Origin of the sequence: Halorussus sp. AFM4, from assembly GCF_051194995.1 — an archaeon.
Classification (GTDB): Archaea; Halobacteriota; Halobacteria; order Halobacteriales; family Haladaptataceae; genus Halorussus.
Genome location: NZ_JBNTJT010000001.1, coordinates 338,382 through 360,843 on the forward strand (window position 1 = coordinate 338,382; position 22,462 = coordinate 360,843).

The 22,462-nt window shown below is 70.8% G+C and carries 22 protein-coding genes; 15 read left to right on the top strand and 7 right to left on the bottom strand.

Annotation, left to right across the window (positions count from 1 at the left end):
- Positions 1-45 precede the first annotated feature (45 nt).
- The gene (gene tbsP, locus ACQUQF_RS01690) at positions 46-870 is read right to left on the bottom strand and encodes a transcriptional regulator TbsP (protein WP_435175090.1); all 825 of its coding nucleotides are present in this window, start codon (positions 868-870) and stop codon (positions 46-48) included.
- A gap of 322 nt (positions 871-1,192) precedes the next feature.
- Between tbsP and ACQUQF_RS01695 the strand changes: the two genes are divergently transcribed.
- Positions 1,193-1,321 carry a hypothetical protein gene (locus ACQUQF_RS01695; protein WP_435175092.1) on the top strand — a complete coding sequence of 43 codons (129 nt, stop codon included), beginning with the start codon at positions 1,193-1,195 and terminating at the stop codon, positions 1,319-1,321.
- Here the strand turns inward: ACQUQF_RS01695 and ACQUQF_RS01700 are convergent.
- Positions 1,318-3,426: a hypothetical protein gene (locus tag ACQUQF_RS01700; RefSeq protein WP_435175094.1), complete on the bottom strand. Its 2,109-nt coding sequence runs from the start codon at positions 3,424-3,426 to the stop codon at positions 1,318-1,320. The genes ACQUQF_RS01695 and ACQUQF_RS01700 overlap by 4 nt on opposite strands.
- Positions 3,427-3,529: 103 nt before the next feature.
- On the opposite strand from ACQUQF_RS01700, the gene glyA reads away from it, so the two are divergent.
- A complete protein-coding gene (gene glyA, locus ACQUQF_RS01705; protein WP_435175096.1) occupies positions 3,530-4,777 on the top strand; it encodes a serine hydroxymethyltransferase in 1,248 nt (415 codons plus the stop codon).
- Positions 4,778-5,089: 312 nt separating this feature from the next.
- Positions 5,090-5,983 (top strand): bifunctional methylenetetrahydrofolate dehydrogenase/methenyltetrahydrofolate cyclohydrolase, encoded by an 894-nt coding sequence (locus tag ACQUQF_RS01710; protein ID WP_435175098.1) that lies wholly within the window; start codon positions 5,090-5,092, stop codon positions 5,981-5,983.
- A gap of 31 nt (positions 5,984-6,014) precedes the next feature.
- Here the strand turns inward: ACQUQF_RS01710 and ACQUQF_RS01715 are convergent, their stop codons facing one another.
- A complete protein-coding gene (locus ACQUQF_RS01715) occupies positions 6,015-6,338 on the bottom strand; it encodes a hypothetical protein (protein ID WP_435175100.1) in 324 nt (107 codons plus the stop codon).
- Positions 6,339-6,416: 78 nt separating this feature from the next.
- Here ACQUQF_RS01715 and ACQUQF_RS01720 point away from each other — a divergent pair, with 78 nt between their 5' ends.
- Complete coding sequence (locus ACQUQF_RS01720; RefSeq protein WP_435175102.1) at positions 6,417-7,355, top strand: alpha/beta hydrolase; 939 nt, start codon at positions 6,417-6,419, stop codon at positions 7,353-7,355.
- Between the two features lie 7 nt (positions 7,356-7,362).
- Here ACQUQF_RS01720 and ACQUQF_RS01725 read toward each other — a convergent pair whose 3' ends face one another.
- A complete protein-coding gene (locus ACQUQF_RS01725; protein WP_435175103.1) occupies positions 7,363-8,106 on the bottom strand; it encodes a DUF7117 family protein in 744 nt (247 codons plus the stop codon).
- Between the two features lie 204 nt (positions 8,107-8,310).
- On the opposite strand from ACQUQF_RS01725, the gene ACQUQF_RS01730 reads away from it, so the two are divergent.
- The 4 genes from ACQUQF_RS01730 to ACQUQF_RS01745 all read left to right on the top strand — a co-directional run bounded on the left by ACQUQF_RS01730 (position 8,311) and on the right by ACQUQF_RS01745 (position 10,526).
- Entirely contained in the window at positions 8,311-8,562 is a 252-nt protein-coding gene (locus tag ACQUQF_RS01730; RefSeq protein WP_435175105.1) for a hypothetical protein, read from the top strand.
- Between the two features lie 231 nt (positions 8,563-8,793).
- Positions 8,794-9,195, top strand: coding sequence for a DUF7528 family protein (locus ACQUQF_RS01735; protein WP_435175107.1), 402 nt, complete (start codon positions 8,794-8,796; stop codon positions 9,193-9,195).
- Between the two features lie 102 nt (positions 9,196-9,297).
- The gene (locus ACQUQF_RS01740; RefSeq protein ID WP_435175109.1) at positions 9,298-10,251 is read left to right on the top strand and encodes a DUF1028 domain-containing protein; all 954 of its coding nucleotides are present in this window, start codon (positions 9,298-9,300) and stop codon (positions 10,249-10,251) included.
- 128 nt (positions 10,252-10,379) lie between these two features.
- On the top strand, positions 10,380-10,526 hold the full coding sequence (locus ACQUQF_RS01745) for a hypothetical protein (RefSeq protein WP_435175111.1): 147 nt from the start codon (positions 10,380-10,382) through the stop codon (positions 10,524-10,526).
- Positions 10,527-10,956: 430 nt separating this feature from the next.
- Here ACQUQF_RS01745 and ACQUQF_RS01750 read toward each other — a convergent pair whose 3' ends face one another.
- Positions 10,957-11,244: an amphi-Trp domain-containing protein gene (locus ACQUQF_RS01750; protein ID WP_435175113.1), complete on the bottom strand. Its 288-nt coding sequence runs from the start codon at positions 11,242-11,244 to the stop codon at positions 10,957-10,959.
- Between the two features lie 176 nt (positions 11,245-11,420).
- Between ACQUQF_RS01750 and ACQUQF_RS01755 the strand changes: the two genes are divergently transcribed.
- Positions 11,421-11,708: a PadR family transcriptional regulator gene (locus ACQUQF_RS01755; RefSeq protein ID WP_435175115.1), complete on the top strand. Its 288-nt coding sequence runs from the start codon at positions 11,421-11,423 to the stop codon at positions 11,706-11,708.
- Between the two features lies 1 nt (position 11,709).
- Complete coding sequence (locus ACQUQF_RS01760; protein ID WP_435175116.1) at positions 11,710-11,991, top strand: hypothetical protein; 282 nt, start codon at positions 11,710-11,712, stop codon at positions 11,989-11,991.
- A gap of 49 nt (positions 11,992-12,040) precedes the next feature.
- Here ACQUQF_RS01760 and ACQUQF_RS01765 read toward each other — a convergent pair whose 3' ends face one another.
- The gene (locus tag ACQUQF_RS01765; RefSeq protein ID WP_435175118.1) at positions 12,041-13,336 is read right to left on the bottom strand and encodes an AI-2E family transporter; all 1,296 of its coding nucleotides are present in this window, start codon (positions 13,334-13,336) and stop codon (positions 12,041-12,043) included.
- Positions 13,337-13,546: 210 nt separating this feature from the next.
- Here ACQUQF_RS01765 and ACQUQF_RS01770 point away from each other — a divergent pair, with 210 nt between their 5' ends.
- Together ACQUQF_RS01770 and ACQUQF_RS01775 are read left to right on the top strand one after the other, a co-directional pair.
- Positions 13,547-14,809, top strand: coding sequence for an MgtC/SapB family protein (locus tag ACQUQF_RS01770; RefSeq protein ID WP_435175120.1), 1,263 nt, complete (start codon positions 13,547-13,549; stop codon positions 14,807-14,809).
- Between the two features lie 91 nt (positions 14,810-14,900).
- Positions 14,901-16,232 (top strand): aspartate aminotransferase family protein, encoded by a 1,332-nt coding sequence (locus ACQUQF_RS01775; protein ID WP_435175122.1) that lies wholly within the window; start codon positions 14,901-14,903, stop codon positions 16,230-16,232.
- Between the two features lie 19 nt (positions 16,233-16,251).
- On the opposite strand, the gene ACQUQF_RS01780 is transcribed toward ACQUQF_RS01775, so the two are convergent.
- Complete coding sequence (locus ACQUQF_RS01780; RefSeq protein ID WP_435175124.1) at positions 16,252-16,761, bottom strand: hypothetical protein; 510 nt, start codon at positions 16,759-16,761, stop codon at positions 16,252-16,254.
- Positions 16,762-16,923: 162 nt separating this feature from the next.
- Between ACQUQF_RS01780 and ACQUQF_RS01785 the strand changes: the two genes are divergently transcribed.
- The 3 genes from ACQUQF_RS01785 to ACQUQF_RS01795 all read left to right on the top strand — a co-directional run bounded on the left by ACQUQF_RS01785 (position 16,924) and on the right by ACQUQF_RS01795 (position 22,212).
- A complete protein-coding gene (locus ACQUQF_RS01785; RefSeq protein WP_435175126.1) occupies positions 16,924-17,379 on the top strand; it encodes a hypothetical protein in 456 nt (151 codons plus the stop codon).
- 86 nt (positions 17,380-17,465) lie between these two features.
- A complete protein-coding gene (locus tag ACQUQF_RS01790; RefSeq protein ID WP_435175128.1) occupies positions 17,466-18,701 on the top strand; it encodes an alanyl-tRNA editing protein in 1,236 nt (411 codons plus the stop codon).
- 88 nt (positions 18,702-18,789) lie between these two features.
- Positions 18,790-22,212, top strand: coding sequence for a PAS domain S-box protein (locus ACQUQF_RS01795; protein WP_435175130.1), 3,423 nt, complete (start codon positions 18,790-18,792; stop codon positions 22,210-22,212).
- Positions 22,213-22,462 lie beyond the last annotated feature (250 nt).

Here is a 22,462-nt window from a genome sequence, read left to right on the forward strand (position 1 = left end):
CTATCGGTCGGCGGTCTGCACGCAGAAGAGTGTCGTTCCGGGCGGTCAGTTCAGCAGGCTCTGGGCCGCGCTGGCGAGCTGGTCGGTGTCGGCGTCGCGCAGGTCGTCGTTGGCCAGCTTCAGGCGCAGGCGCGGCCGGCCGACGTCGATGGGCACCTTCTCGGTGCCGATGAGGCCCATGTCCTCGAGCTTGGTCTTCGTCCGCGAGAACGTCGCCTTGCTGGCGATGCCGACGTCCTCGCCCCACTTGCTGATGTCGTACAGCAGCGCCTCGTTCTTCGCGGCCACGAGCAGGCTGATGGTGACCTCGTCGAGGCCGTCGCCGTCGCCCCGGGCGGTCTCCATCGAGGCGAGCACCTCGTCGAAGTCCTCCCGGGCCTCGGGGCTGATCTCCTCGCCGAGCGTGTCGCGGACGCGCGAGAGCGGCGGGGTGCGCAGCGAGAACTCGTCGGCGTCCTCGAACTGGGCCGAGTAGGAGTCGTACGCCTCGGAGACGAACTCCTCGTCGTCGGCCGTCAGCCCGCCGACGCGGTCGTCCGCGGTCACGAGCGCGATGACGACCTCGTCGGTGACCAGCAGCGAGTTGCTCGGCACCTCGTCGGTGGTGCGGAGCGACAGCGACCCCGCGTCGATGAGGTCGGCGGCGTTGCTGGCGACGATGAAGTCCTCCATCACGTCCTTCAGCGTGCCCGACTGCGCGAGCATGCGCAGTTCCGGCAGGTCGCCGTCGTACTCCGTGGCGACGGTGATGAGCTCCTCGATCGCGTTCTTCGAGGGGTTGACGACGAGCAGCGTGTCGGGCGCGCCGTCGATGACCGTCCGAAGGATTTCGGCGATTTCCTGGTCGAGTAAATTCGATTCGGTCTCCATGTACCGACAAACGTTTTACCCCTACTTAATTTTAACGTTAGTAACGGGGGGAAATCAGCGATTATGCGGCCGTACCCGGCAGTCAGCCACACAATTCCAGACGAAAGCCGGCCAGCGGCTTTGGTTTTCGTGGTGGTCGACGAGCGGGGCCGAGCCGCCGGCCGAAACCCGGGGACGGGGCCGCGGTGGAGAGGTCGACGTCGCGGATTCAGGACGCGCGTCCGTAGGTTTAACGGCAGATTTCCGGAGTTATTCTCCGAGTACTAACGGATGAAAGATGCGCAACAATCAAGTAGTGAGGTTGACTAACAAGAACCGGACCATGCGAGGTAAAATCCGACAGCGGATCGTCGACAGCCCGCGAGCGATGGACGTCGCGTACGCCCTGGCGCTCAGCGGGGCGGTCATCGTGCGAACACAGGAGGCCGCCGGCGCGACCAGCGGACCTTAAGAACCCCTGATTTTTGCGGAGAGCTCCTCGGACCAGAAGAGGTCGCCGTCGTACACGAACGGCGCCTTCGCCCGTTCGAGGTGCGAGAGCAGTTCGGGCTCGTCGAGCGTGAACGCCGACTCGTTGCCGTGGAGCCTGGGCTTCTCGTCGCCGTCCCGGTACACCTGGTAGACGCCCCCGATGTTCGGCATCGAGAGGGTGGTGTACTCGACCCGGTAGTCGTCGCCGTCCTCCTCCAGCGTCGCGGTGATGGGGTAGCGGTTGTCGCACTGGGTGAGCTGGTGGGTCCCGTCGCCGACCACCGCGTAGTCCTTGCCCATCATGATGCGGCGCCGGGCGAGCTGGATGGCGTGGGCGATGTCGTAGCCGTTGATGAGCAGCTGGGAGAACGCGACCCCGACCTTCGCGGCCTGCTTGTTGAGCACCTTCGTGAACGTCACCGCGCCCGCGACGCTGCCCTTCTCGATCAGGTCGCGGCCCTCGTAGTAGGAGCCGCAGGCGTTCAGGAAGAACGTCTGGACCCGGCTGCGGTCGAGGTCGGCGACCGCGAGGTTGCCGTCGCGACACCGGAGCCCGCCCTCCTCGCAGTGGCCGATGTAGTGGACGAAGTCGTGGGGCGACTCCAGCACGTCGGCGAGCTCCGCCTTCGAGAGGTGCTCGTGGACGGTGACGTCGATGGGGAGCCGCTCGGCCCGCTCCTCGTAGATGCCCGCGACGGTCTCGTGCTCGTCGACCATCTCCTCGTCGTTGAGGACGACCGTCACGTCGATGTCGCCGCCGTCGCGGTCGAAGTAGTCGAACCGGTTCTCGTAGGCGTCGGGGACGGCCTTGAACACGTCGATGGGCACGCCCTCGGCGAGCCACCCGTTGACCTGCCCCTCGTGGAGCACGGGGTTGCGCCGGTCGACCGACCGCACCGGGCCCGGCCCCTTCCGGACCAGCCCGGCCGCCGGCGACGGTCGCGGCGACCCGGTCCGATCCGGGTCCGCGCGGTAGAAGTCGTCGATAGACTTGTTCAGCAGCTCGTCCTTCTCGAGGTCGGTCGACTCGGGGAGGTAGACCAGGCTGAGCTTGTCGAGGAAGTACGGCAGCGACGCGGCGTTCTCGGCCCGGGGCGTGACGTGCATGGCGAGGTGCCACTCCGGCAGGTCGTCGTCGATGCGCTCGTACGGCGCGTCGAGGTACGTCGCCAGCTGCTCGGCCGGCGAGGCCGCGTAGGTGGCCGCGGCGTCGACGTCGACGTCGTCCAGCAGCGAGAGCTCTGCCAGGTCCCAGCTGTACTCGCCGGCGTTGCGGACCAGGCAGTCCATGAAGAACGTCCGCCGGAGCAGGGCGGCCGCCTCGTGCTGGAACCGGGGCAGCGACCCGAAGCGGCGGTCCACCCCGCTCTCGGGGGCCCGCAGCACCGGCCGGCGGCGGTCCTCGACGCGCAGCTCGGCCTGGAGGTAGTAGGCCAGCGGCGCCGCCACGAACGCGTACTCGACGCTGTCGGGGACGACCAGTTCGATGCCGACGTCGAACCGCTCGTCGCGGACCCGGTCGGGCACGTCGGTCTCGTCGCCGAGGTCGATGCGGGGCGGATGGCCCCGGAGCGTGGGGTACGACCGGTCCGGACCCGTGACCTTGTGCGAGGACGAGAGGTGGGTGACCGCCGTCGCCACCCCCGCGGGCGTCGGCGGGACCGTCACGGTGTCGACCGGCTCCTCGTGGTGGCTCCGGAACCCGAAGGTCACCGGCACGGGGTCCGGAAAGGAGACGTGGAGCTCGTTGTAGTCCGGCGTCTTGGCTATCGTCGCGGCGCCCGAGAACCGGAGGTAGGTCTTCACGTTGAGGCTGAGGTTGAGCAGGTACTCCCCCGGGGGCAGGTCGAGCGGGTCGGCGTCGCCGCCGTGCGTGTACTCCTCGCCCGTCTCCAGCTCGGTCGCCTTCACCAGCGCGGGCGGCAGCCGGAGCTCGGAGACGCGGCCGGAGACGGTCTCGTCGAGCGGGCGGTCGATGTCGTAGCCGTCCTCGACCGGGGTCCAGGCGTCGGTCTCGATCGACACCTCCGTCTTGGTCCGGTCGAACACGCGCAACCCAGAACTCGTCTCCTCCCACTCGATCATGTCGGCGTTGTACAACGTGTCTCACCGGGACTTTATATTTTTGTCGCCCGGCGTCTTTCCCTCGAAAGGTAAGCTTATACTCCGGGACGCACCGATTTTTCCCATGGAGTACGACCGCGTCCGCGCCGTCGACCCGGAGGTCGCCGACGCCCTGGAGGCCGAAGTCGACCGCCAGCGCGACACCCTGGAGATGATCGCCAGCGAGAACCACGTCAGCGAGGCGGTGATGGAGGCCCAGGGGAGCGTCCTCACCAACAAGTACGCCGAGGGGTACCCCGGCTCGCGGTACTACGGCGGGTGCGAGCACGTCGACACCGTCGAGGAGCTCGCCATCGAGCGCGCGAAGGAGCTGTGGGGCGCCGAGCACGTCAACGTCCAGCCCCACTCGGGCACCCAGGCCAACATGGCCGTCTACTTCGCCATGCTCGACCCCGGCGACAAGATCCTGTCGCTGGACCTGACCCACGGCGGCCACCTCAGCCACGGCCACCACGCCAACTTCACCGGCCAGCTCTACGAGGTCGAGCAGTACGAGGTCGACCCCGAGACGGGCTACCTCGACTACGAGGCGCTCCGGGAGCACGCCGAGGCGTTCGAGCCCGACATCATCGTGTCGGGCTACTCGGCGTACCCCCGCGAGGTCGAGTGGGAGACCATCCAGGCGGCCGCGGACGCGGTCGACGCATACCACCTCGCGGACATGGCCCACATCACCGGGCTGGTGGCCGCCGGCGTCCACCCCTCGCCGGTCGGCGTCGCCGACTTCGTCACCGGGTCGACCCACAAGACCATCCGGGCGGGCCGCGGCGGGATGGTCCTCTGCGACGAGGAGTACGCCGACGACGTCGACTCGGCGGTCATCCCGGGGATGCAGGGCGGCCCCCTGATGCACAACATCGCGGGCAAGGCGGTCGGGTTCAGGGAGGCGCTCGAGCCCGAGTTCGAGGAGTACGCCGAGCAGACCGTCGCCAACGCCGAGGCGCTGGGCGAGCAGCTCCAGGACCGCGGCTTCGGCCTGGTCTCGGGCGGCACCGACACCCACCTCGTGCTGGTCGACCTCCGGGAGTCCCACGAGGACGTGACCGGAAAGGACGCCGAGGAGGCGCTGGAGGACGTCGGTATCGTGCTGAACGCCAACACCGTGCCGGGCGAGACCCGCTCGCCGTTCGTCACCAGCGGCATCCGCGCCGGCACTCCGGCGCTCACGACCCGCGGCTTCGACGAGGACGACTCCCGGTACGTCGGCGACCTCATCGCCGACGTGGTCGACAACGTCGACGACGACGACGTGAGAGGCGAGGTGGCCGAACAGGTGCAGGAGCTCTGCGAGGCCAACCCGCTCTACGAGTAGGCACGCCTTACTCCGGCCGTATGCTTTCTTACACGGTCGGAATCCCTCTTTCGTCGGCGGGAGACTCGTTCCGCTGACGGAACGTCGGATTCTACGATCGGTCTCCGCTGTCGTCCAGTCGACGCGAGCGGTCACGTCGTCTCTGCCGGCACTCGGACGGTGGACTCGGGCGACACGGCGACGGCCCATCGGTGACGGATCTCCGGGTAGGGAGACCGAGAAATCACACGAACATGCACATAATCACAGTTTCGTTCCGGAAAATAGGCACGAACCCGAGGGTTGAAATGGCTCGGCGTCCCACCTGAACGCATGACGGAGGTAATCGACGGGAACGCCGTCGCCCAGCGGATCCGCGACGACCTGCGGGACAGCATCGAGACGCTCGCCGACGCGGGCGTCGAACCCGGACTGGCCACGGTGCTGATGAGCGACGACCCAGCCAGCGAGACGTACGTCTCGATGAAGCAGCGCGACTGCGAGGAGGTCGGCATCGAGGGCATCCACGTCGAGATCGACGAGGACGCCCCCGCACAGGAGCTGTACGACACCGTCGAGGACCTCAACGCCGACCCCGACGTCCACGGCATCCTGGTCCAGATGCCGGTCGTCGACCAGGTCGACGAGCGCCGGGTGCTCCGGAGCGTCGCGCCCGAGAAGGACGTCGACGGCTTCCACCCCGAGAACGTCGGCCGGCTCGTCGCCGGCGACCCGCGGTTCAAGCCCTGCACGCCCCACGGCATCCAGAAGCTACTCGAACACGCCGGCGTCGATACCGAGGGCGCCGAGGCCGTGATCGTGGGTCGCTCGGACATCGTCGGCAAGCCGATGGCCAACCTCCTGATCCAGAAGTCGCCGCTCGGCAACGCCACGACGACGGTGTGTCACTCCCGGACCGAGGACCTCGCGGCCCACACCCGCGCGGCCGACATCGTCGTCGCGGCCGCGGGTGTCCCCGAGCTCGTCGACGGGTCGATGCTCTCGGAGGGGACCGTCGTCATCGACGTGGGGGTCAACCGCGTCGACGCCGACAACGAGAAGGGCTACGAACTCGTCGGCGACGTCGACTTCGAGAGCGCCGAAGAGAAGGCAGCCGCCATCACGCCGGTCCCCGGCGGCGTCGGCCCGATGACCCGCGCGATGCTGCTCTACAACACCGTGAAGGCGGCCGGTCTGCAGGAGGACGTCGCGGTAGACCTCCCCTGAGGTCGCTGCAATCGGTCGGCTCGACCCGGTGCTACCGGCGCCCCGTGGTGTCGCGTTCCTCGCTCCCGTCGATCTGCCGGTCCGCGTTCCACTCCGACGCGTCCGCCGACGAGCGCTGCCCGCGCACGCTGCGCTTCTGGCGGACGAGCAGGCCGACGACGACCGCGACGACCAGCAGGCCGACCGCCCGCGCGAGCAGTTCGGACGGGACTGCGAGCGCGGGAAGTTCGGACGAGACGCGGGGCACGAGGTCGGCCCCGACGAACCCCCACCGGACCAGTAGGGGTCCCACGACCAGCGCGACGACCCCCAGTTTGGCTATCTGCCGCAGCCGCGAGGTGGCGCCTGACGCCATGTCGTGTTGTACGTTAACGTGTGTTGAAAAGGTGTCGTCGAGGCGGAGTTTTATTTCGGTTCGGGAGGAGTGACACCCATGGCCTCCGAACCCCACCCGCAAATACAGGAAGTGCTCGAACAGCTCGACCAGGAGGGGATGCCGGACCTCTCGACGCTCGACCCCGAGGAGGCCCGGGCGCTCTTCGAGGAGTTCCGGACCCGCGAGTCGTCGGAGGCGGTCGCCGACGCGACCGACCGGACGATACCGGGCCCCGGCGGCGAACTGCCGATCCGGGTGTACCGGCCCGACGACGACCGACCGCACCCCGTGCTGGTGTACTTCCACGGGGGCGGGTGGGTCGTCGGCAGCATCGACACCCACGACACGCTCTGTCGGCACCTGACCAACGCAGCCGACTGCGCGGTCGTCTCGGTCGACTACCGGCTGGCGCCCGAACACCCGTTCCCGGCCGCGACCGCGGACGCCGTGGCCGCCGTGAAGTGGGTGGCCGAGCACGGCGCCGAAATCGGCGTCGACCCGGACCGCCTCGCGGTCGGCGGCGACAGCGCCGGCGGCAACCTCGCGGCGGTGGCCGCGCTGGTGGCCCGCGACCGGGGCGGACCGGACATCGACCGACAGGTGCTCGTTTACCCCGCGACCAGCCCGAGCGACGACTGGCCCTCGACCGAGGAGAACGCCGAGGGCTACTTCCTCACGAAGTCGGAGATGGAGTGGTTCGCCGACCAGCTGTTCGAGAGCCCGCTGGAGGCCCGCAACCCCTACGCGTTCCCGCTGCAGGCCTGCGACCACGCCGGCCTCCCGCCCGCGACGGTCGTCACCGCCGGCTTCGACCCGCTGCGCGACGAGGGCGCGGCCTACGCCGAGGCGCTGGCCGACGCCGGCGTGGACGTCACCCACCGTAACTACGAGGGGATGATCCACGGCTTCGTCGGCATGCTGGAGGAGCCCACCGTCGACCGGGCCCACGAGGCGGTCGAGGCCATCGGCGACGACCTGCGGGAGACGTTCGAGTAGCCAGGCGTCACTCGGCCAGCCTGTCGAACCGCTGCCGGGCGCTCGCCAGCGCGTCGGCGTCGCCCGCCCGGAGGTACCGGCCCACCTCGCGGGCGGCCGTCACGAGCAGCTCCGACGTCTCGGCGTCGACGTCGCCCTCAAGCGCCTCGACGCGCCGGACGCGGTCGCCCAGGCTCTCGAGGGCGTCCCGGCCGGCGGCGTCGACGTCGTTCTCGTCGGCCCAGTCGGCCGCGTCGCCGCGGTACTCCTCGACCGCCTCGGCGTAGGCCAGCCCCCGAACCGGGTGCATCGACGTCGGCACCTCGCCGGGCGCGGGCCGCGGGTCGGCGTCGCGGTCGGTCTCCGGGTCGGCGTCGGCGCCCCGGAGGAGCGCGAGGAAGTACCACTCCTCGTCGTCGCTCAGGTCGAGGCCCCGGCGCACCACGTCGGCGGCGTGGCGGAGCTCCTGGGCCGCGAGGTACGTCTCGTCGAGGTCGAGCAGGTCGCCGCCGCGGACGAACCCGCGCTTCCGGACGTAGCCGCGGGCGAGCTCGTCGGCCCGGTCGGCGACCTCCCGGAGCGGTCGGGCGTCGACCGCCTCCCGGGCCTCGGTCAGGTCGAGCTCGGCCGGGGAGTCGGTGTGGAGCCGCCGGTCGTCGTCGACGCCGACGCTCCGGAGGCTGCCGCACTCCGGGCACTCGACGCTGCCCGTCTCGTAGTAGGACCACCGCGCGCCGCAGTCCGAGCACTCGCGCTGGCCGCGAACCTTCATGTCGGGTCGTTGGTCGGCCCGACACAAAACACGGTCGCTCTCGCGGCCGGACGCCCCGCCTCCGCGGCGCGGACGTTCCCCTCGACTGGTGTCGAGCAGTCAACGGTACGCCGCCACGCCACGGCCGGCGCAGACGCCGAAACGCGCCGAGTATCGCGGGCGACCCCTCAAAACTTATACCGGAACGGCGAGACAGCCTAGCTCATGCAACCGAGCGGCAGACTCGGGCCCGTCACGGTCCGCCTCCCGGTCTCGGGGGACTTCTGGCGCGCGTACGGGGTGCCGCTCGGGTTCGTGCTGATCTCGCTGTCGACCGTCGCGGTGGCGGTGGCCGCCGACCCGGGCCGCGGCGTCGTCGTCGGCGCGACCTTCCTGGGGCTCTCGGTCGGCGCGGTGCTGGCGGGGCTGGTGGTGTACAACGTGGTCGTGGCGCTGCTGCTGGCCGCCCAGCGGTGAGGGCGAGACGCGAGTCGGTGACGACGCCACCGGGGCGGCCGTCGAAAACCTTGCGACCGCCCCCGACATTTATCACCTCGGTCGCGGTAGCACCGGACGCAATGTCGAGTCACGGCCTCTCCACCGAGGCGTCCGAGGATAGAGTAAGTCGCCACTCGGCGGCTGGTCGAGAAATTCGCCGCCGAGCGTAACCACTCCACCGCCGAGTCCGACGCGGGCGGGACGGTCGCGGTGACCGTCGCCGGCGAGCGCCACGAGCTCTCCAGAGCCGAGGCCGACGAGCTGCGGGCGGCGCTGGGCGACGCGCTGACCGAGCGCCGGGAGTTCGTCCGCACGGTCGGCACCCACCGCGAGGACGGCAGCTACGTCGTCGAGCGCCGGAACGCCGACTCGTCGGGCCACAGCAAGGTGTTCGAGAGCTTCGCGGCGCTGCGCCGGCTGTACGACCGGCTGCCCGCGGAGTTCACCGCCGAGGACGTCGGCCGGTCGGGACTGACCGGCGGCCGGCGCCACATGCTGGTGCGGCACTTCGCCGAGCACCCGGCGTTCGACTGCGGACTGGCGAAGCGCCAGCCGCTGACCGCCGCGAAGCGCACCTCCGGGGACGAGACCGGAGGTGATACCGGGGACTGACGTCGGCCGCGGCGGAACCGGAGACCGAGCCCGTCGGCGGCGGAACCGGTGACCACGGCCGCCGGCCGAACCCTTTTCGTCGTCGGTTCCGACCTGCCCACCATGGAACCGCGACCATCCACGTTCTCCATCGTCGCGCGCGACCCCGAGACCGAGGCGGTCGGCGTGGCGGTCCAGTCGAAGTTCGTCAGCGTCGGCTCCGTCGTCCCCTTCGCCGGCGCCGACGCCGGGGCCGTCGCCACGCAGAGCTTCGCGAACGTCGCCTACGGCCCGGACGGGCTCGACCTGCTCCGGGCGGGCAAGTCCGCCGAGGAGGTCGTGGCGGCCCTGACCGACGACGACCCGGAGGCGGCCCAGCGGCAGGTCGGCGTCGTGGGCCAGGACGGCTCCGTCGCGGCGTTCACCGGCGAGGAGTGCTTCGAGGTCGCCGGCGACCGGCAGGGCGAGACCTACACCGTCCAGGGCAACATCCTAGAGAACGAGGAGACGCTGGACGCGATGGCGAGGGCCTACGAGAGCGCCGAGACCGCCGGAGCCGGCCTGCCCGAGCGGCTGCTGGCCGCCCTCCACGCCGGCAACGAGGCCGGCGGGGACAGCCGCGGCGAGCAGAGCGCCGCGATGTACGTCGCCAAGCCCGAGGGCGGCTACGACGGGAAGAACGACCGCTGGATCGACGTCCGCGTCGACGACCACGAGGCGCCCATCGACGAGCTCGAGCGGGTGTTCAAGATCTACGACGTGACCCTGCTCGAACGCGAGGAGCCCGAGGACCTGCGTGAGCTGTCGGGCGAGGCGGCCGAGGAGGTCGCGGCGACCCTGGCCGACCTCGGATTCTACGAGGAGAGCGGGGCGCCCGACGCGACCGACGCGGGCGAGTTCGGCCCGGCCGACCGCGAGGCGCTCGAGGCGTTCCGGGGGATGAACAACTTCGAGAACCACGACCTCGCGGCCGTCGAGGACGCGCTGGCCCGCGGGTGGGACGACGCCGCGGGGACCGGGGAGGACCGGCTGGTCGACGCCATCTGGCACGGCCTGTCGCGGCTCGACCGGAAGTGACCACGCGGCGCGCCGCCTCGCCGGGCGGCGGTGTGCGCGGCGCGCGACCCCTGGTCCGTCCGGGCTGGGCGGTCTCGGCCGTCCGGAGTCCCGCCGGACTCATTACCCGCGGCCCCGAACCGGCGGGTATGCGAGACGAGGAGGAGATCCGCGAGCAGTACGAGTTCCTGAAGGAGCACCTCGAGGACGAGAACATGCGCCACGAGGGAGTCCGGCAGATGTTCACGTACTACAAGCGGGCGCTCGGCTGGGTCCTCGAGGAGGAACACATATGAGCCAGCCAACAGCTCCGCGCGGTTTCCGCCGTAGGGCACCTGAGGCCCCACTACACCACCGAACCGGAACAGGATACCGGCGGCGTTAGGTTTAAGTCTATGGGGCGTTTTGGTTCAGGTGACGCTTCGCTTGGAGGGCCGAAGCGTCAGCGGGGACCAATTCAGGGCGGCAAGCGGTTCGCGGGGCTTTTTCACCCCCGCGTTTTCCGCTTCATTTCCATATCCTTTCGGAGATCACGTCTCGCAGTTCCGAGTCCGTGTTCCTGTAGATACTGGTGCGTCTGCGCCGGTTCACGTACTGCGCCAATTCACGTACACGAGAGCCGCGTCCGTGGGTTTAGCGCGGCCGCAGGTTCCGTATCCCAGATGGCGGTTCGCTATCTGAGACGACGGAGCGAACCGAGAGGAACGGGCAGTTCGGGCGTCGGGGCTACTCGATCTCCAGCGAGCCGCCGGTCCCGCCGTCGCCGCCGTCCTCGTCCCACTCCAGCTCGAACTCGACGCTGAGCTCGCCCGGCCCGCCGCCGCCCGGCGTCTCGCGCTCGGCCTTCACCTCGAAGGTCGGTTGCGCGGGCGGGTCGAGGGTGACCGACTGGTCGCCGGCCGACAGCGTCAGGTCGCCGCCCGACTCCAGCTTCTCGGCGACGGTGCGGAGGTACGCCGCGACGTCGCTCCGGGACATCCGGTTCTCGGTCTCGAACAGCACTTCCTCTGGCATGTCCGGACAGAGGCGCGCGACCCGCTTAAGTTCGCCGCCGGTCGTGACGCCGGTCGGAGAAGTCGGCGGAGCGGCGGCGGCGTCTCCGGAACGTACCGCGGCAGTTACACGCCGAGAGTCGGCAACGCGGGGCCGTTATCTTCATTTCGGTCGGCGACCAAGCTCGCACGTTACCGATGCACGACCTGACAGGTTTCCAGAGGGATCTGCTGTACGTCATCGCGGGGCTGGACGAACCGCACGGGCTCGCTATCAAGGACGAACTCGAGGATTACTACGAGAAGGAGATCCACCACGGCCGGCTCTACCCCAATCTCGACACGCTCGTCGACAAGGGACTGGTCGAGAAGGGCCAGCGCGACCGCCGCACCAACTACTACACGCTGACCCGCCGGGGGGACAGGGAGATCGAGGCCCGCCGGGAGTGGGAGTCCCAGTACATCGACCTGAGCGTCGAAGCGTGAGATGCGCTCGCGGACCGCGACGGCGCTGGTCGGTCTCGCCGCGGGCCTCGCCGTCAGCCTCGCCGCCTGGTACTACTTCGACACGCTGGTCGTCTTCTTCGTCCTGCCGTTCGTCCCTATCCTCTTTCGCGGCCGCGGCGGGAGTCCGGATTCCGCCGACGGACGGGTCGGCGCGGCGACCGACGCGCCGCCGGTGAAGGAATGCCCCCGCTGCGGCTTCCGGACGCGCGACCCCGAGTTCTCGCACTGCCCCCGTGACGGGACGTCCCTCGAACGACGCTGAGTCACCTGTCGGTCACCGAACGGCTCTGCGCACCTCGCCTGTCACCGAGCTACCCGTCCGTCGGCCGCCGCGTCGACCCGTCGGCGTCGGTCTCCCCGTGCGCGGGGTCGTCGATCTCGTTCGACGTCGCCTCGCCGGCCGAACCGCCGTCGTCGGCCCCCGCGTCTGTCGCGCCCGCCGGTTCGGTGCCGGTCGGTTCGCCGCCGTCGGCGCCCACCTCGTTCGCCAGCTGCGTGTCGGCCGGCTCCGGGTCGAAGAGGTAGGTCGGGTCGACCGCCCACGGCCGGATCGGCTCGCCGGCGATCAGTTCCGGCAGCACGATGCGCACGAAGTGGACGACCAGCACCAGCACCATCGGCCCGAGGAAGATGCCGTACCAGCCGAACAGCAGCGGGCCGAAGATGTACGCCAGCATCACGAGCCCGACGTGGAGGTTCCGGCCCGAGACGTACGGCCGGAGCACCAGGTCCGGGATCGTGTCCACGAGCACGAGCGACACCGCGAAGAACAGCGCCGGGAACCAGAGGAACGTCGGGTCGGCCACCGCGGTCTCGATGCCGAGGTACGCCGACACCGGGAAGTACACCAGCTTCATCCCGACGATGGGGACGAGGCTGGCCGCGCCGGTCAGCAGGCCGAGCAGCGTCGGGTACGGCACCACGAGTTCGGTCGGCGCGATCATGTTGAGCACGTTGTACGAGGCCGCGCCGATGGTGCCGGTCAGCAGCGCGTTCAGGATGTTGCCGAAGAAGATGGAGTTGAAGTCGCGGTCGACCGCCCGGACGTACGACTCGACGACGCCGCCCTCGTCGCCGAACTGCCGGCGGAAGAACCGCGAGAGTCGGTGGTCGTCCCGCAGCAGGTAGAACGCGATGGCGATCATCACGAACAGGTGGAGCAGCCCGTTGCCGATGAACCCGACGTAGTCGAGCGCGGACAGGCCGATCTCCCGGAGCAGCGCGGGGTCGGGGTCGGCCAGCAGTTCGTCGGGCCGCAGCGCGAGCGACGACACGCCGATGTAGGGCTCGATGGCCGTCCGGAGGCCGTCGACGTCGGTCCGCCTCGCGATCTTGTCGAACTCCTGGAGGGCGATCGCGGCGGTGTAGGTCATCAGCAGCAGCACCGGGAGCGCCAGCGCGAACAGCGCCGTGGCGGCCGCCAGGCTCGGCGGCCGGACCCGCCGCCGGAGCCGCCGGTACACCGGCCGGGTCGCGTAGTAGAGGAAGACGCCGAAGACGAAGGTGCCCACGAACGAGAAGACCACGAACAGCACGGCTGCGCCGAGCGCGAGCCCGACGAGCCACCAGGCGAGACGCCCGCGGTCGATGTCCAGACCGGCGACCATACCCATGGGAGGGGAGCCCGGTGGTAAAAATGTTCGCAGTCGAGAGAGTCCGGGCGGCCCGGGGCGCTTCCGCCGGCCCCCGACGATAGTCTCGGGCGACTCGTGGCGCCAGTCTCCGGGTGAGTCACGACGCCCGCCTCGGGGCGCTCCGGCCGCCAGCGTGCGGTTTGGGGGAGAGATATTTATGCCTACATAGCAATAGTGAGAGAAGTGCCGAGTATCGTCGACCTCCTCACGCAGGTACCGCTGGACAGCGACGTCGTGCGCATCGCCATCGCGGGCGCGCTGGGGCTGTTCCTCGGGCTGGAGCGGGAGTGGTCGCACAAGCCCGCGGGCATCCGGACGTTCACGCTCATCAGCCTGCTGGGCGCGGTGTTCACCATCCTCGACCGGGACGTCCTGCTGCTGCTGGGCGGCCTGCTCGTCATCGTCCAGGGCGTCCTGCTGGCGGTCCAGGGGCTGCTGGCCGACGACGAGGACGTCGGCCTGTCGCTGACCACCTCGGTGTCGATGCTGGTCGCGTTCGGCGTCGGCGCGCTCGTGATGGACGGCCACATCCTGGTGGGCGTGACGGTGGCGGTGTTGTCGTCGCTGCTGCTCGTCCTCAAGCGCGAGCTCCACAGCTTCGCGTGGGGGATGTCCCGCGAGGAGCTCCGGTCGGCGGTCGAGTTCGCCATCCTGGCGTTCGTCATCTACCCGCTGCTGCCGGCCGAGCAGTTCGCCTACGGCATCGAGCCCCGGACGGTCTGGCTGATGGTCGTCACCGTGGCGGCCATCGGCATCGTCAACTACGCCGTGGTCAAGACGTACGGCGGCCGGGGCATCGCGGTCACCGGCTTCTTCGGCGGGCTGGCGTCCTCGACCGCGGTCGTCGGCACCATGCTCGACCACGTGAACCAGCGCCCGGAGGCGGCCTCCTACGGCGTGGCGGCCATCCTGCTGGCCGACGCCGCGATGGCGGTCCGGAACCTCGCCATCGCGCTGGCGTTCACCCTGCCGAGCGACAAGCCGGTGCTCTACGGCGCCGTCCTGCCGCTGGGCGCGGTCATCCTCGGCAGCGTCGCCATCGCGGCCTACGCGGCCGACTGGTCCCAGCAGGTCGACATCGACCTCGAGAGCCCGTTCTCGCTCCGGAACGCGCTGGGCTTCGGCGCCATCTTCCTGCTGGTCATCGTCGGCGGCGCCCTCGCCCAGCAGCAGTTCGGCTCGGCCGGGTTCTACGTGACCGCCGTGCTGTCGGGGCTGGTCTCGAGCGCCGGCGCGACGTCCTCGGCGGTCCTGCTCTACATGGGCGGGACCATCAGCCACCAGACGTCCGTGTTCGGCATCCTGCTGGCGACCGCCTCCTCGATCACGGTGAAGGCAGCGCTGACCCTCTCGGCGCCGAACCGGTCGTTCGCCTACCGGGTCGCGGCGTGGAGCGGCGTCCTGCTCGCGGGGTCGGCGGCCGCCGCGGTGTTGGCGGCCGTTTGAATCCGGCCCGGCCGATTCGAAACTGCTGCAACTTTTGCACGAAGCGCAAGAAACCAATTTAATTATAGGGCGGGTCTCCATACCCCGTCGCATGGACCGAGACACCGCTGAACCCCGCGTCGAGGAGATGCCCGGAAAACGGGCCCAGGAGTGGGCGGACTACCACCACCAGTTCTCCGCCCCCAGCACCTACGTCTACGACTTCGTCTGGGACTTCACCGAGGAGGCCGAGGGGCCGTTCTGCACCGACGTCGACGGCAACGTCCTCATGGACTTCACCAGCCACGTGGCGGCCGCGCCGCTGGGGTACAACAACCCCAAGATCATGGAGAGGTTCGCGGAGTTCGACCTGGTCGACCCGCTCAAGATAGCGGGCCAGGACTTCTACGCCGCCGGCGGCTGGCCGCCCGAGGACCCCGAGCTCCCCGGGCCGACCCAGCTCATGGAGCGGCTCACCGACCTGACCGCCGACTACGACCTCGACACCGTCTTCCTCTCGAACTCCGGGGCCGAGGCGGTCGAGAACGCCGTCAAGATCTGCTACGCGCGGGGCGGCCACCGGGCGTTCACGTTCGACGGCGCGTTCCACGGCCGGACGCTCGGCGCGCTGTCGCTCAACCGCTCGAAGGTCAACCACCGGAAGGGCTACCCCGAGATCGGCGGCGTGATGTCGGTGCCCTACCCCTCGACCGACGAGGCCTACGAGCGCAAGTGGCTGACCGACGGGCCGGGCGGCAACGTGATCGCCGACAAGCTCGACCCCGAGCAGGGCGTCGTCGACCCCGACGAGGTCGCGTTCCTCATCCTCGAACCCGTCCAGGGCGAGGGCGGCTACCGCGTCCCCCACGACGGGTTCGTCGACGACCTCGCCGACATCCGCGAGCGGTTCGGCGTCAACGTCATCGCCGACGAGATCCAGTCCGGGCTGGGCCGGACCGGCGAGATGTGGGGCGTCGACCACCTCGACCTCGAACCCGACGTCATCACCTCGGCCAAGGGGCTGCGGGCCGGCGCGACCGTCGCGAACGCCGACCTGTTCCCGACCGAGAAGGCCCGGCTCTCCTCGACCTGGGGCGCGGGCAAGATCGTCGACGCGATGCAGGGCGTGTTCACCATCGACGCCATCCGCGAGCACGACCTGCTGGCCAACGTCCGCGAGCGCGGCCGGCAGTTCCGCGAACTGCTGGAGGACGCCGACCTGCCGAACGCGGTCGACGTCCGGGGCCGGGGGCTGATGCTCGCGGTCGAGTTCGACACCAAGGAGCGCCGCGAGGCGGTGGTGAAGGCGGCGCTGAAGCGCGGACTGCTCACCCTGGGCTGTGGCTACAAGACGCTGCGGCTGCTCCCGCCGCTCGACGTCACCGAGCGCGAGATCGAACTCGGCTTCGACGTGTTCCGCGCGGCGGTCGAGGACGTGGCCTGATCGGGCTGTTTCTCGCTCTCTACTCGTCGTCTGCGTGGCGCTCGACCGCATCGGCGAGGCTGAACTCCGTCTTCAGCTGGAGCCGCGGGAACTGCCCGATTACGCCGGGCGACCCCGGCTTCCGGGTCGACGTGCGGTCGACGATCGCCGAGACGTCGGCGCCGAGTCGCTCCTGGAGCGCGCGTTCGAGGGCGGGCCCGTCCTCCCGGGACTCCAGTATCGCGTCGATCACGGGGGTCCGCGGACGCACGTCGAGCACCTCGGGGCGCTCCTCCAGCCACGCGGTCAGCTCGGGGTAGCGCTTCTCGCCCAGCGTGTCGGCGATCGCGGCGTAGGTGCCGGTGAGGTCGGCGAGCCGCCAGTACCGGGTGAGCGCGTACTCGTCGACGACCTTCTGGCGGCGCGTCGCGCTGTAGGCCCGTCTGATGACGTCCGCGTCGCCGAGTCGGTCGTAGTCGGCCTCGAATCGGACCCGGCGCTCCTCGTCGGAGTCGCCGTCCGGGGTCCAGGTCGCGTGCCAGAGATACATAGCGGCGGCTATCGACCACCCGTTATCAATTTTTACCTTCCAGTGAAACCCGGGAGAACCGGACCGCGGCAACGGCACGCGGCGGCCGCGCGGTGTGCCTCTCGTCCGACCGGCGAGCGACCGCCGAGAAGATTGATAACTGCCATCGCCGAACCCTCGCCCGTGTATCGACTGAGCGACTCGCTCGGCGAGGAGCCCTCGCCGGCGACACGGCTGCTCGCGGCCCTCCGGAGCCGTACCGCGGGGGCGCTCGGCGTGCTCGCGGTCGTCGCGGTGGTCGCGCTCCCGGACCCGCTGCCGGCGTACCCGGCCGGGACCTACGCCCTGCTCGGGGTCGCGGAGGGCGTCGGCCTCGCGGTCGCGGCCGAGAACCTGGTGTGGCGGCCCGCGGGCGGGTTCGACCTCGGCCGGGCCAGCAGGCGGGTGGGCGGCGTGGCGGGCGCGGCGGCGCTGTTCGTCGTCGCCATGTCCGCGCTCGGCGTCGCCCTCGGCCCGCGCGACCGGGCGCTGCTGGCGGGGCTGCTGCTCGCGGCGCCGGTCGCCATCGCCGCCATCGACTACCTCAAGGCGCGAGCGCGGGCCGACCTGGTCGCCGCCGAGTCGGCGGACGGCAGGTGAGGACCGGCCCTTCCTCACGGCCCTCGCCCGGCGAGATCGCCCCGACGGCGTGAGCTTTTAGTCCGCCGGCCGACTCCCGACACGGTATGAGCCAACTCGCGGCACGCGAACCCGACGTGCGCCGGTTCGAGGCGACCGTCGCCGAGGTCGAGGGCCGGACGGTCGCGCTGGACGAGACGTACTTCTACGCCGAGAGCGGCGGCCAGCCCGCCGACCGCGGGACCCTGGCCGGGACCGACGTCGAGCACGTCCGGAAGCGCGAGGACGGGACCGTCGTCCACCGCCTCGCGGCGGAGCCGGACGTCGAGCCGGGCGAGACCGTCACCGCCGAGATCGACGACGAGTTCCGGACCTACTGCGCCCGGGCCCACACCGCGAGCCACGCCCTCTACGGCGCGGGCCGCCGGGTGCTCGACGACCTGGGCTACGGCGGGTTCGACATCGGCGAGCGCAAGGTCCGAGTCGACTTCACCACGTCGACCGACATCGACGACGGGACGCTCGCCGAACTGGAGCGGCTGACGAACCGGGCGGTCTGGGACTCGCTGCCGGTCTCGTGGGCGGAGATCCCCGAGGCCGAGGCCCGCGAGCGCGACGAGGTGGCGTTCAACACGAAGACCGAGGAGGGCGTGATGAGCGAGGCCGACTCGGTCCGGGTGGTCGAGATCGAGGGCTGGGACTGGGCGGCCTGCGGCGGCACCCACGTGACCAACACCCGCGAGATCGGGCCGGTCACCGTCCTCGACCGGTCGAACCCCGGCGAGGGGCTGACCCGGGTCGAGTTCGCGGTGGGGCCGACCGCGGTCCGCCGCCGGGCCGACGACGCGCTGGCCGCCCGCGAGGCCGCCCGGACCCTCGACGTGGGCGTCGCCGAACTGCCGGCGGCGGCCGAGCGCGTCAGCGACCGGATCGAGGAACTGGAGGCCGACCTCCGCGACGCCCGGGCGGAACTGCTTGACGCCCGGCTCGCCGACCTCCGGGCCGACCCCGTCGAGCGCGACGGCGGCGAGTGGCTGGTCGGGACGGTGTCGGCGTTCGGCCCGAACGAGGTCGCCGACCGCGCCCGCGAACTGGTGGCCGGCGACGCGGACGGATCGGACGCCGACGGCGAGTCCGACGCACCGGACGCGGCGGTCCTCGCGGGGACCGACGGCGGGACGTTCGTCGTGGCCGCGACCGGCGGCGCTCCGGACGCGAGCGAGGTGGTCGACGAGGTGACCGCCGAGTTCGGCGGCGGGGGCGGCGGCAGCCCGGCGTTCGCCCAGGGCGGCGGACTCGACGCCGACCCCGAGGAGGTGGTCGCGTTCCTGCGGGAGCGGTAGGCGGGGACGGACCGCGGGCCGGCGGCGCCGCCGACCCGGAGAACGGAGTCGCATGAAGACTTATTCGACTCGGTTCACTATCGCGGGTATGAGCGAACGGGCGGAGGCGTCGGGAACGGAGTTCTGGGCGGACGCCGACGAGGGGGAGGCGCTCGCCCGGTACCGGACGCTGGTCAACGCCATCGACGACGGGATCTACCAACTCGACGCCGAGGGCCGCTTCGTCGCGGTCAACGACGTCGTCGTCGAGACGACGGGGTACCCCCGCGACGAACTGCTCGGCGAGCACGTCTCGGTGCTCCTCGACGCCGACGACGTCGCGGCGGTCGAGCGCGAGATCGACCGGCGGCTCGCGGGCGCCGACGGGCGCCGGGACACCTTCGAGTTCGACGTCCGGACCGCCGACGGCGGCCAGATTCCCTGCGAGCTCCGGCTGAACCTGCTGGTCGAGGACGGCGCGTTCCGGGGGACGCTCGGAGTCGTCCGGGACGTCTCCGACCGGCGCCGGACCGAGCGAGCGCTCCGCGAGCGCGACCGGCAGCTCGAGCGCGAGCGGGACCTGACCGACGAGGTGCTCGACGCCAGCCCGGTCGGCGTGGTGGTCCGGGACGCCGGCGGCGACGTCTCGCGGACCAACGAGCGGGCCAGGGAGCTGCTCGGGCTCGGCGGCGACGGATCGGCCGGTTCCGGTCCCGCCGCGGGACTCGGCCTCGACGGGGACGGGTGTCTCTTCGTCAGCGAGGACGGCGACCCGGTGCCGCCGGACGAGTGGCCCTTCGCCCGGGCGCTGGCGACGGGCGAGCCGGTGTACGACCGGGTGCTGGGGTTCGAGCGACCGGGCGGCGAGCGGCGGTGGCTGTCGGTCAGCGCCGCGCCGATCGCGACCGGCGGCGCGGTCGACCGGATCGTCACCACCTACGAGGACGTCACGGCGATGAAGCGCCGGGAGCGCGAGCTCGCCGACGAGCTCGACGAGATGGTCGGCCGGTTCACCGACGCGTTCTACGCGCTGGACGCCGACTGGCGGTTCACCTACGCCAACGACCGCGCCGAGGAGCTCATCGACTACCGGGGCGAGGGACTCGTCGGCGAGGAGTTCTGGGAGGTGTTCGAGTGGGCCGACGGCTCGCGGCTCGGCGAGGAGTACCGGACCGCGATGGCGACCCAGGAGCCGACCACCTTCGAGTTCTACTACCCCGAGCCGCTGGCGGCGTGGTACGAGGTCCACGCCTACCCCTCCGAGACCGGGCTGTCGGTGTACTTCCGGGACGTGACCGAACGCAGGGATCGCGAGCGCCGCCTCGAGGAGTCCGAGCGGCGCTACCGCACGCTGGTCGAGCACTTCCCGAACGGCGCGGTGGCGCTGGTCGACGAGGACCTGCGGTACCGGACCGTCGGCGGCGACCCCATCGGCGACTACGTCGGGTCCGACGACCTCGAGGGCCGGCCGGTGGGCGAGGTGCTGGCGCCCGAACTGGCCGACGAGTTCGAGTCGTCCTACGCGGCCGCCCTCCGGGGCGAGCCGAGCGCGTTCGACATCGAGTTCGAGGGCCGCAGCTACCAGGTCCGCATCGTCCCGGTCCGGGACGACGACGGCGTGGTGTTCGCCGCGCTCGGGATGTCCCAGGACGTCACCGAGCAGAAGGAGCGCGAACGCGAGCTCGAGAGGTATCGGTCGCACTTCCGGACGCTGAACGAGCACTTCCCGAACGGCGCGGTCGCGCTGGTCGACGAGGACCTCCGGTACGTCAGCTTCGGCGGGACGCCCGAAGTCGAGGGCGTCGACAGGGACGAACTCGTGGGGCGGCGCCTGCGCGAGGGACTGCCCGAGGAGCTGGCCGACGTCGTCGTCCCCCACTACGAGGCGGCGCTCGACGGCGAGGCCGCCTCGTTCGAGGAGCGCGTCGGTGGCGGGATCTACCAGTTCCACTTCCTCCCGGTCCGGGACGACGACGGCGAGGTGTTCGCCGCGCTCGGGATGTCCCAGGACGTCACCGAGCGCAAGGAGCGCGAGCGGGACCTCCGAGACGCCAAGTCCCAGCTCGAAGCCGCGGCCGAGGCCGGCGCGGTCGGGACCTGGGAGTGGCACATCCCCGACGACGAGTTCGTCTGCGGCACCTCGTTCGCGCGGGTGTTCGGCGTCGACCCCGAGGCGGCCCGCGAGGGCGTCTCGATAGACCGGTTCGTCGCGTCCATCCACGAGGACGACCGCGACCGGGTCGAGCGGTCCATCGAGGAGGCCGTCGAGACCTGCGGCGACTACGAGGAGGAGTACCGGGTCCGGAACGCCGACGGCGAGCTCCGGTGGGTCGTGGCCCGCGGCTACGTCGAGTGCGACGAGTCCGGCGAGCCGACCACGTTCCCGGGCGCGCTCGCCGACATCACCGAGCGCAAGCGGGCCGAGCGCGAGCTCGAGGACCACCGCAAGCAGCTCGAGACGCTGTTCGAGGTGCTCCCGGTCGGCGTCCTGGTCGCGGACGCCGACGGCGGCCTCATCGAGGCCAACGAGGCCGCCAGGCGCATCTGGGGCGTCGGGTCGTTCGAGGCCGACGCCGTCGCGGACTACGCCCGCTACCGGGCGCGGTGGGCCGACACCGGCGAGCGGGTCGCGCCCGCTGAGTGGACGCTGGCCCGGGTCCTCGACGGCGAGGAGGTGACCGAACCGGACGTCTTCGAGATCGAGGCCGAGGACGGCGAGCGCCGGGTCGTCATGGCCCACGGGATGCCGGTCCGCGACGCCGACGGGGCGGTCGCCCGCGGCGTCGCCACGCTGACCGACATCACCGACCGCCGGGAGTCCCAGCGGCGGCTCGAGGAGCACAACGAGCGGCTCGAGTCGTTCGCCAGCATGCTGGCCCACGAACTGCGGAACCCGGTCACCATCGGGCAGATATACAGCGAGCAGCTCCCCGCGGACGCCGACTCGGAGGCGGTCGGGTACGTCACCGAGGCGTTCGACCGCATCGAGGACATGATCGACGTCATGCTGGTGCTCACCCGCGGCCGGGAGGCGGTCGGCGAGAGCGGACCGCTGTCGCTGGCCGACGCGGCCCGGGACGCCTGGGAGGACGTGACCGCGGCGGAGGCGACCCTGACGGTGGACGTCGACCGGGTGCTTGAGGCCGACGAGACGTACGTCCGCCACCTGTTCCGCAACCTGTTCGAGAACGCGGTCCAGCACGGCGGCCCGGACGTCGCCGTTCGGGTGGGCGCGCTGACCGAGGGCAGCGGCGACGCGGCCGACGGCGCGTCGCCCGGGGGGAGCGGGTCCGACGGGGAGGTCGTCGGGTTCTACGTCGCCGACGACGGCGCGGGCATCCCGCCCGAGGGCCGCGAGCAGGTGTTCGAGGCGGGGTTCACCACGGCGGCCGACACCGGCGGGACCGGGCTCGGGCTGGCGTTCGTCGAGGAGCTCGCGGAGGTGTACGGCTGGTCGGTCGACGTGACCGAGAGCGAGTCCGGCGGCGCCCGGTTCGAGTTCTCGGACGTGGCGTTCGGTACCGACGGGTAGCCGACCGGACCCGGACCCCGCCGGGGCCCGAAGTGCTAGCTCGGTCCGACCCGCACGCGGTCGTCATCGCCGACGCGGACATCTCCGGTCGGCAGAACCCTGCGGCCTTGACAGCGAAAACCGTTTAGGGTTCAGGAACACCAATCCGCTCCGCCGCTCGTTGGTTGTTACTCCCTAGCGAGGATTCTCGGACCTACCCGGGAGGTGATACGTTCCGCATAACAATGGCCGGTGGCTCCGTCGGTTGACC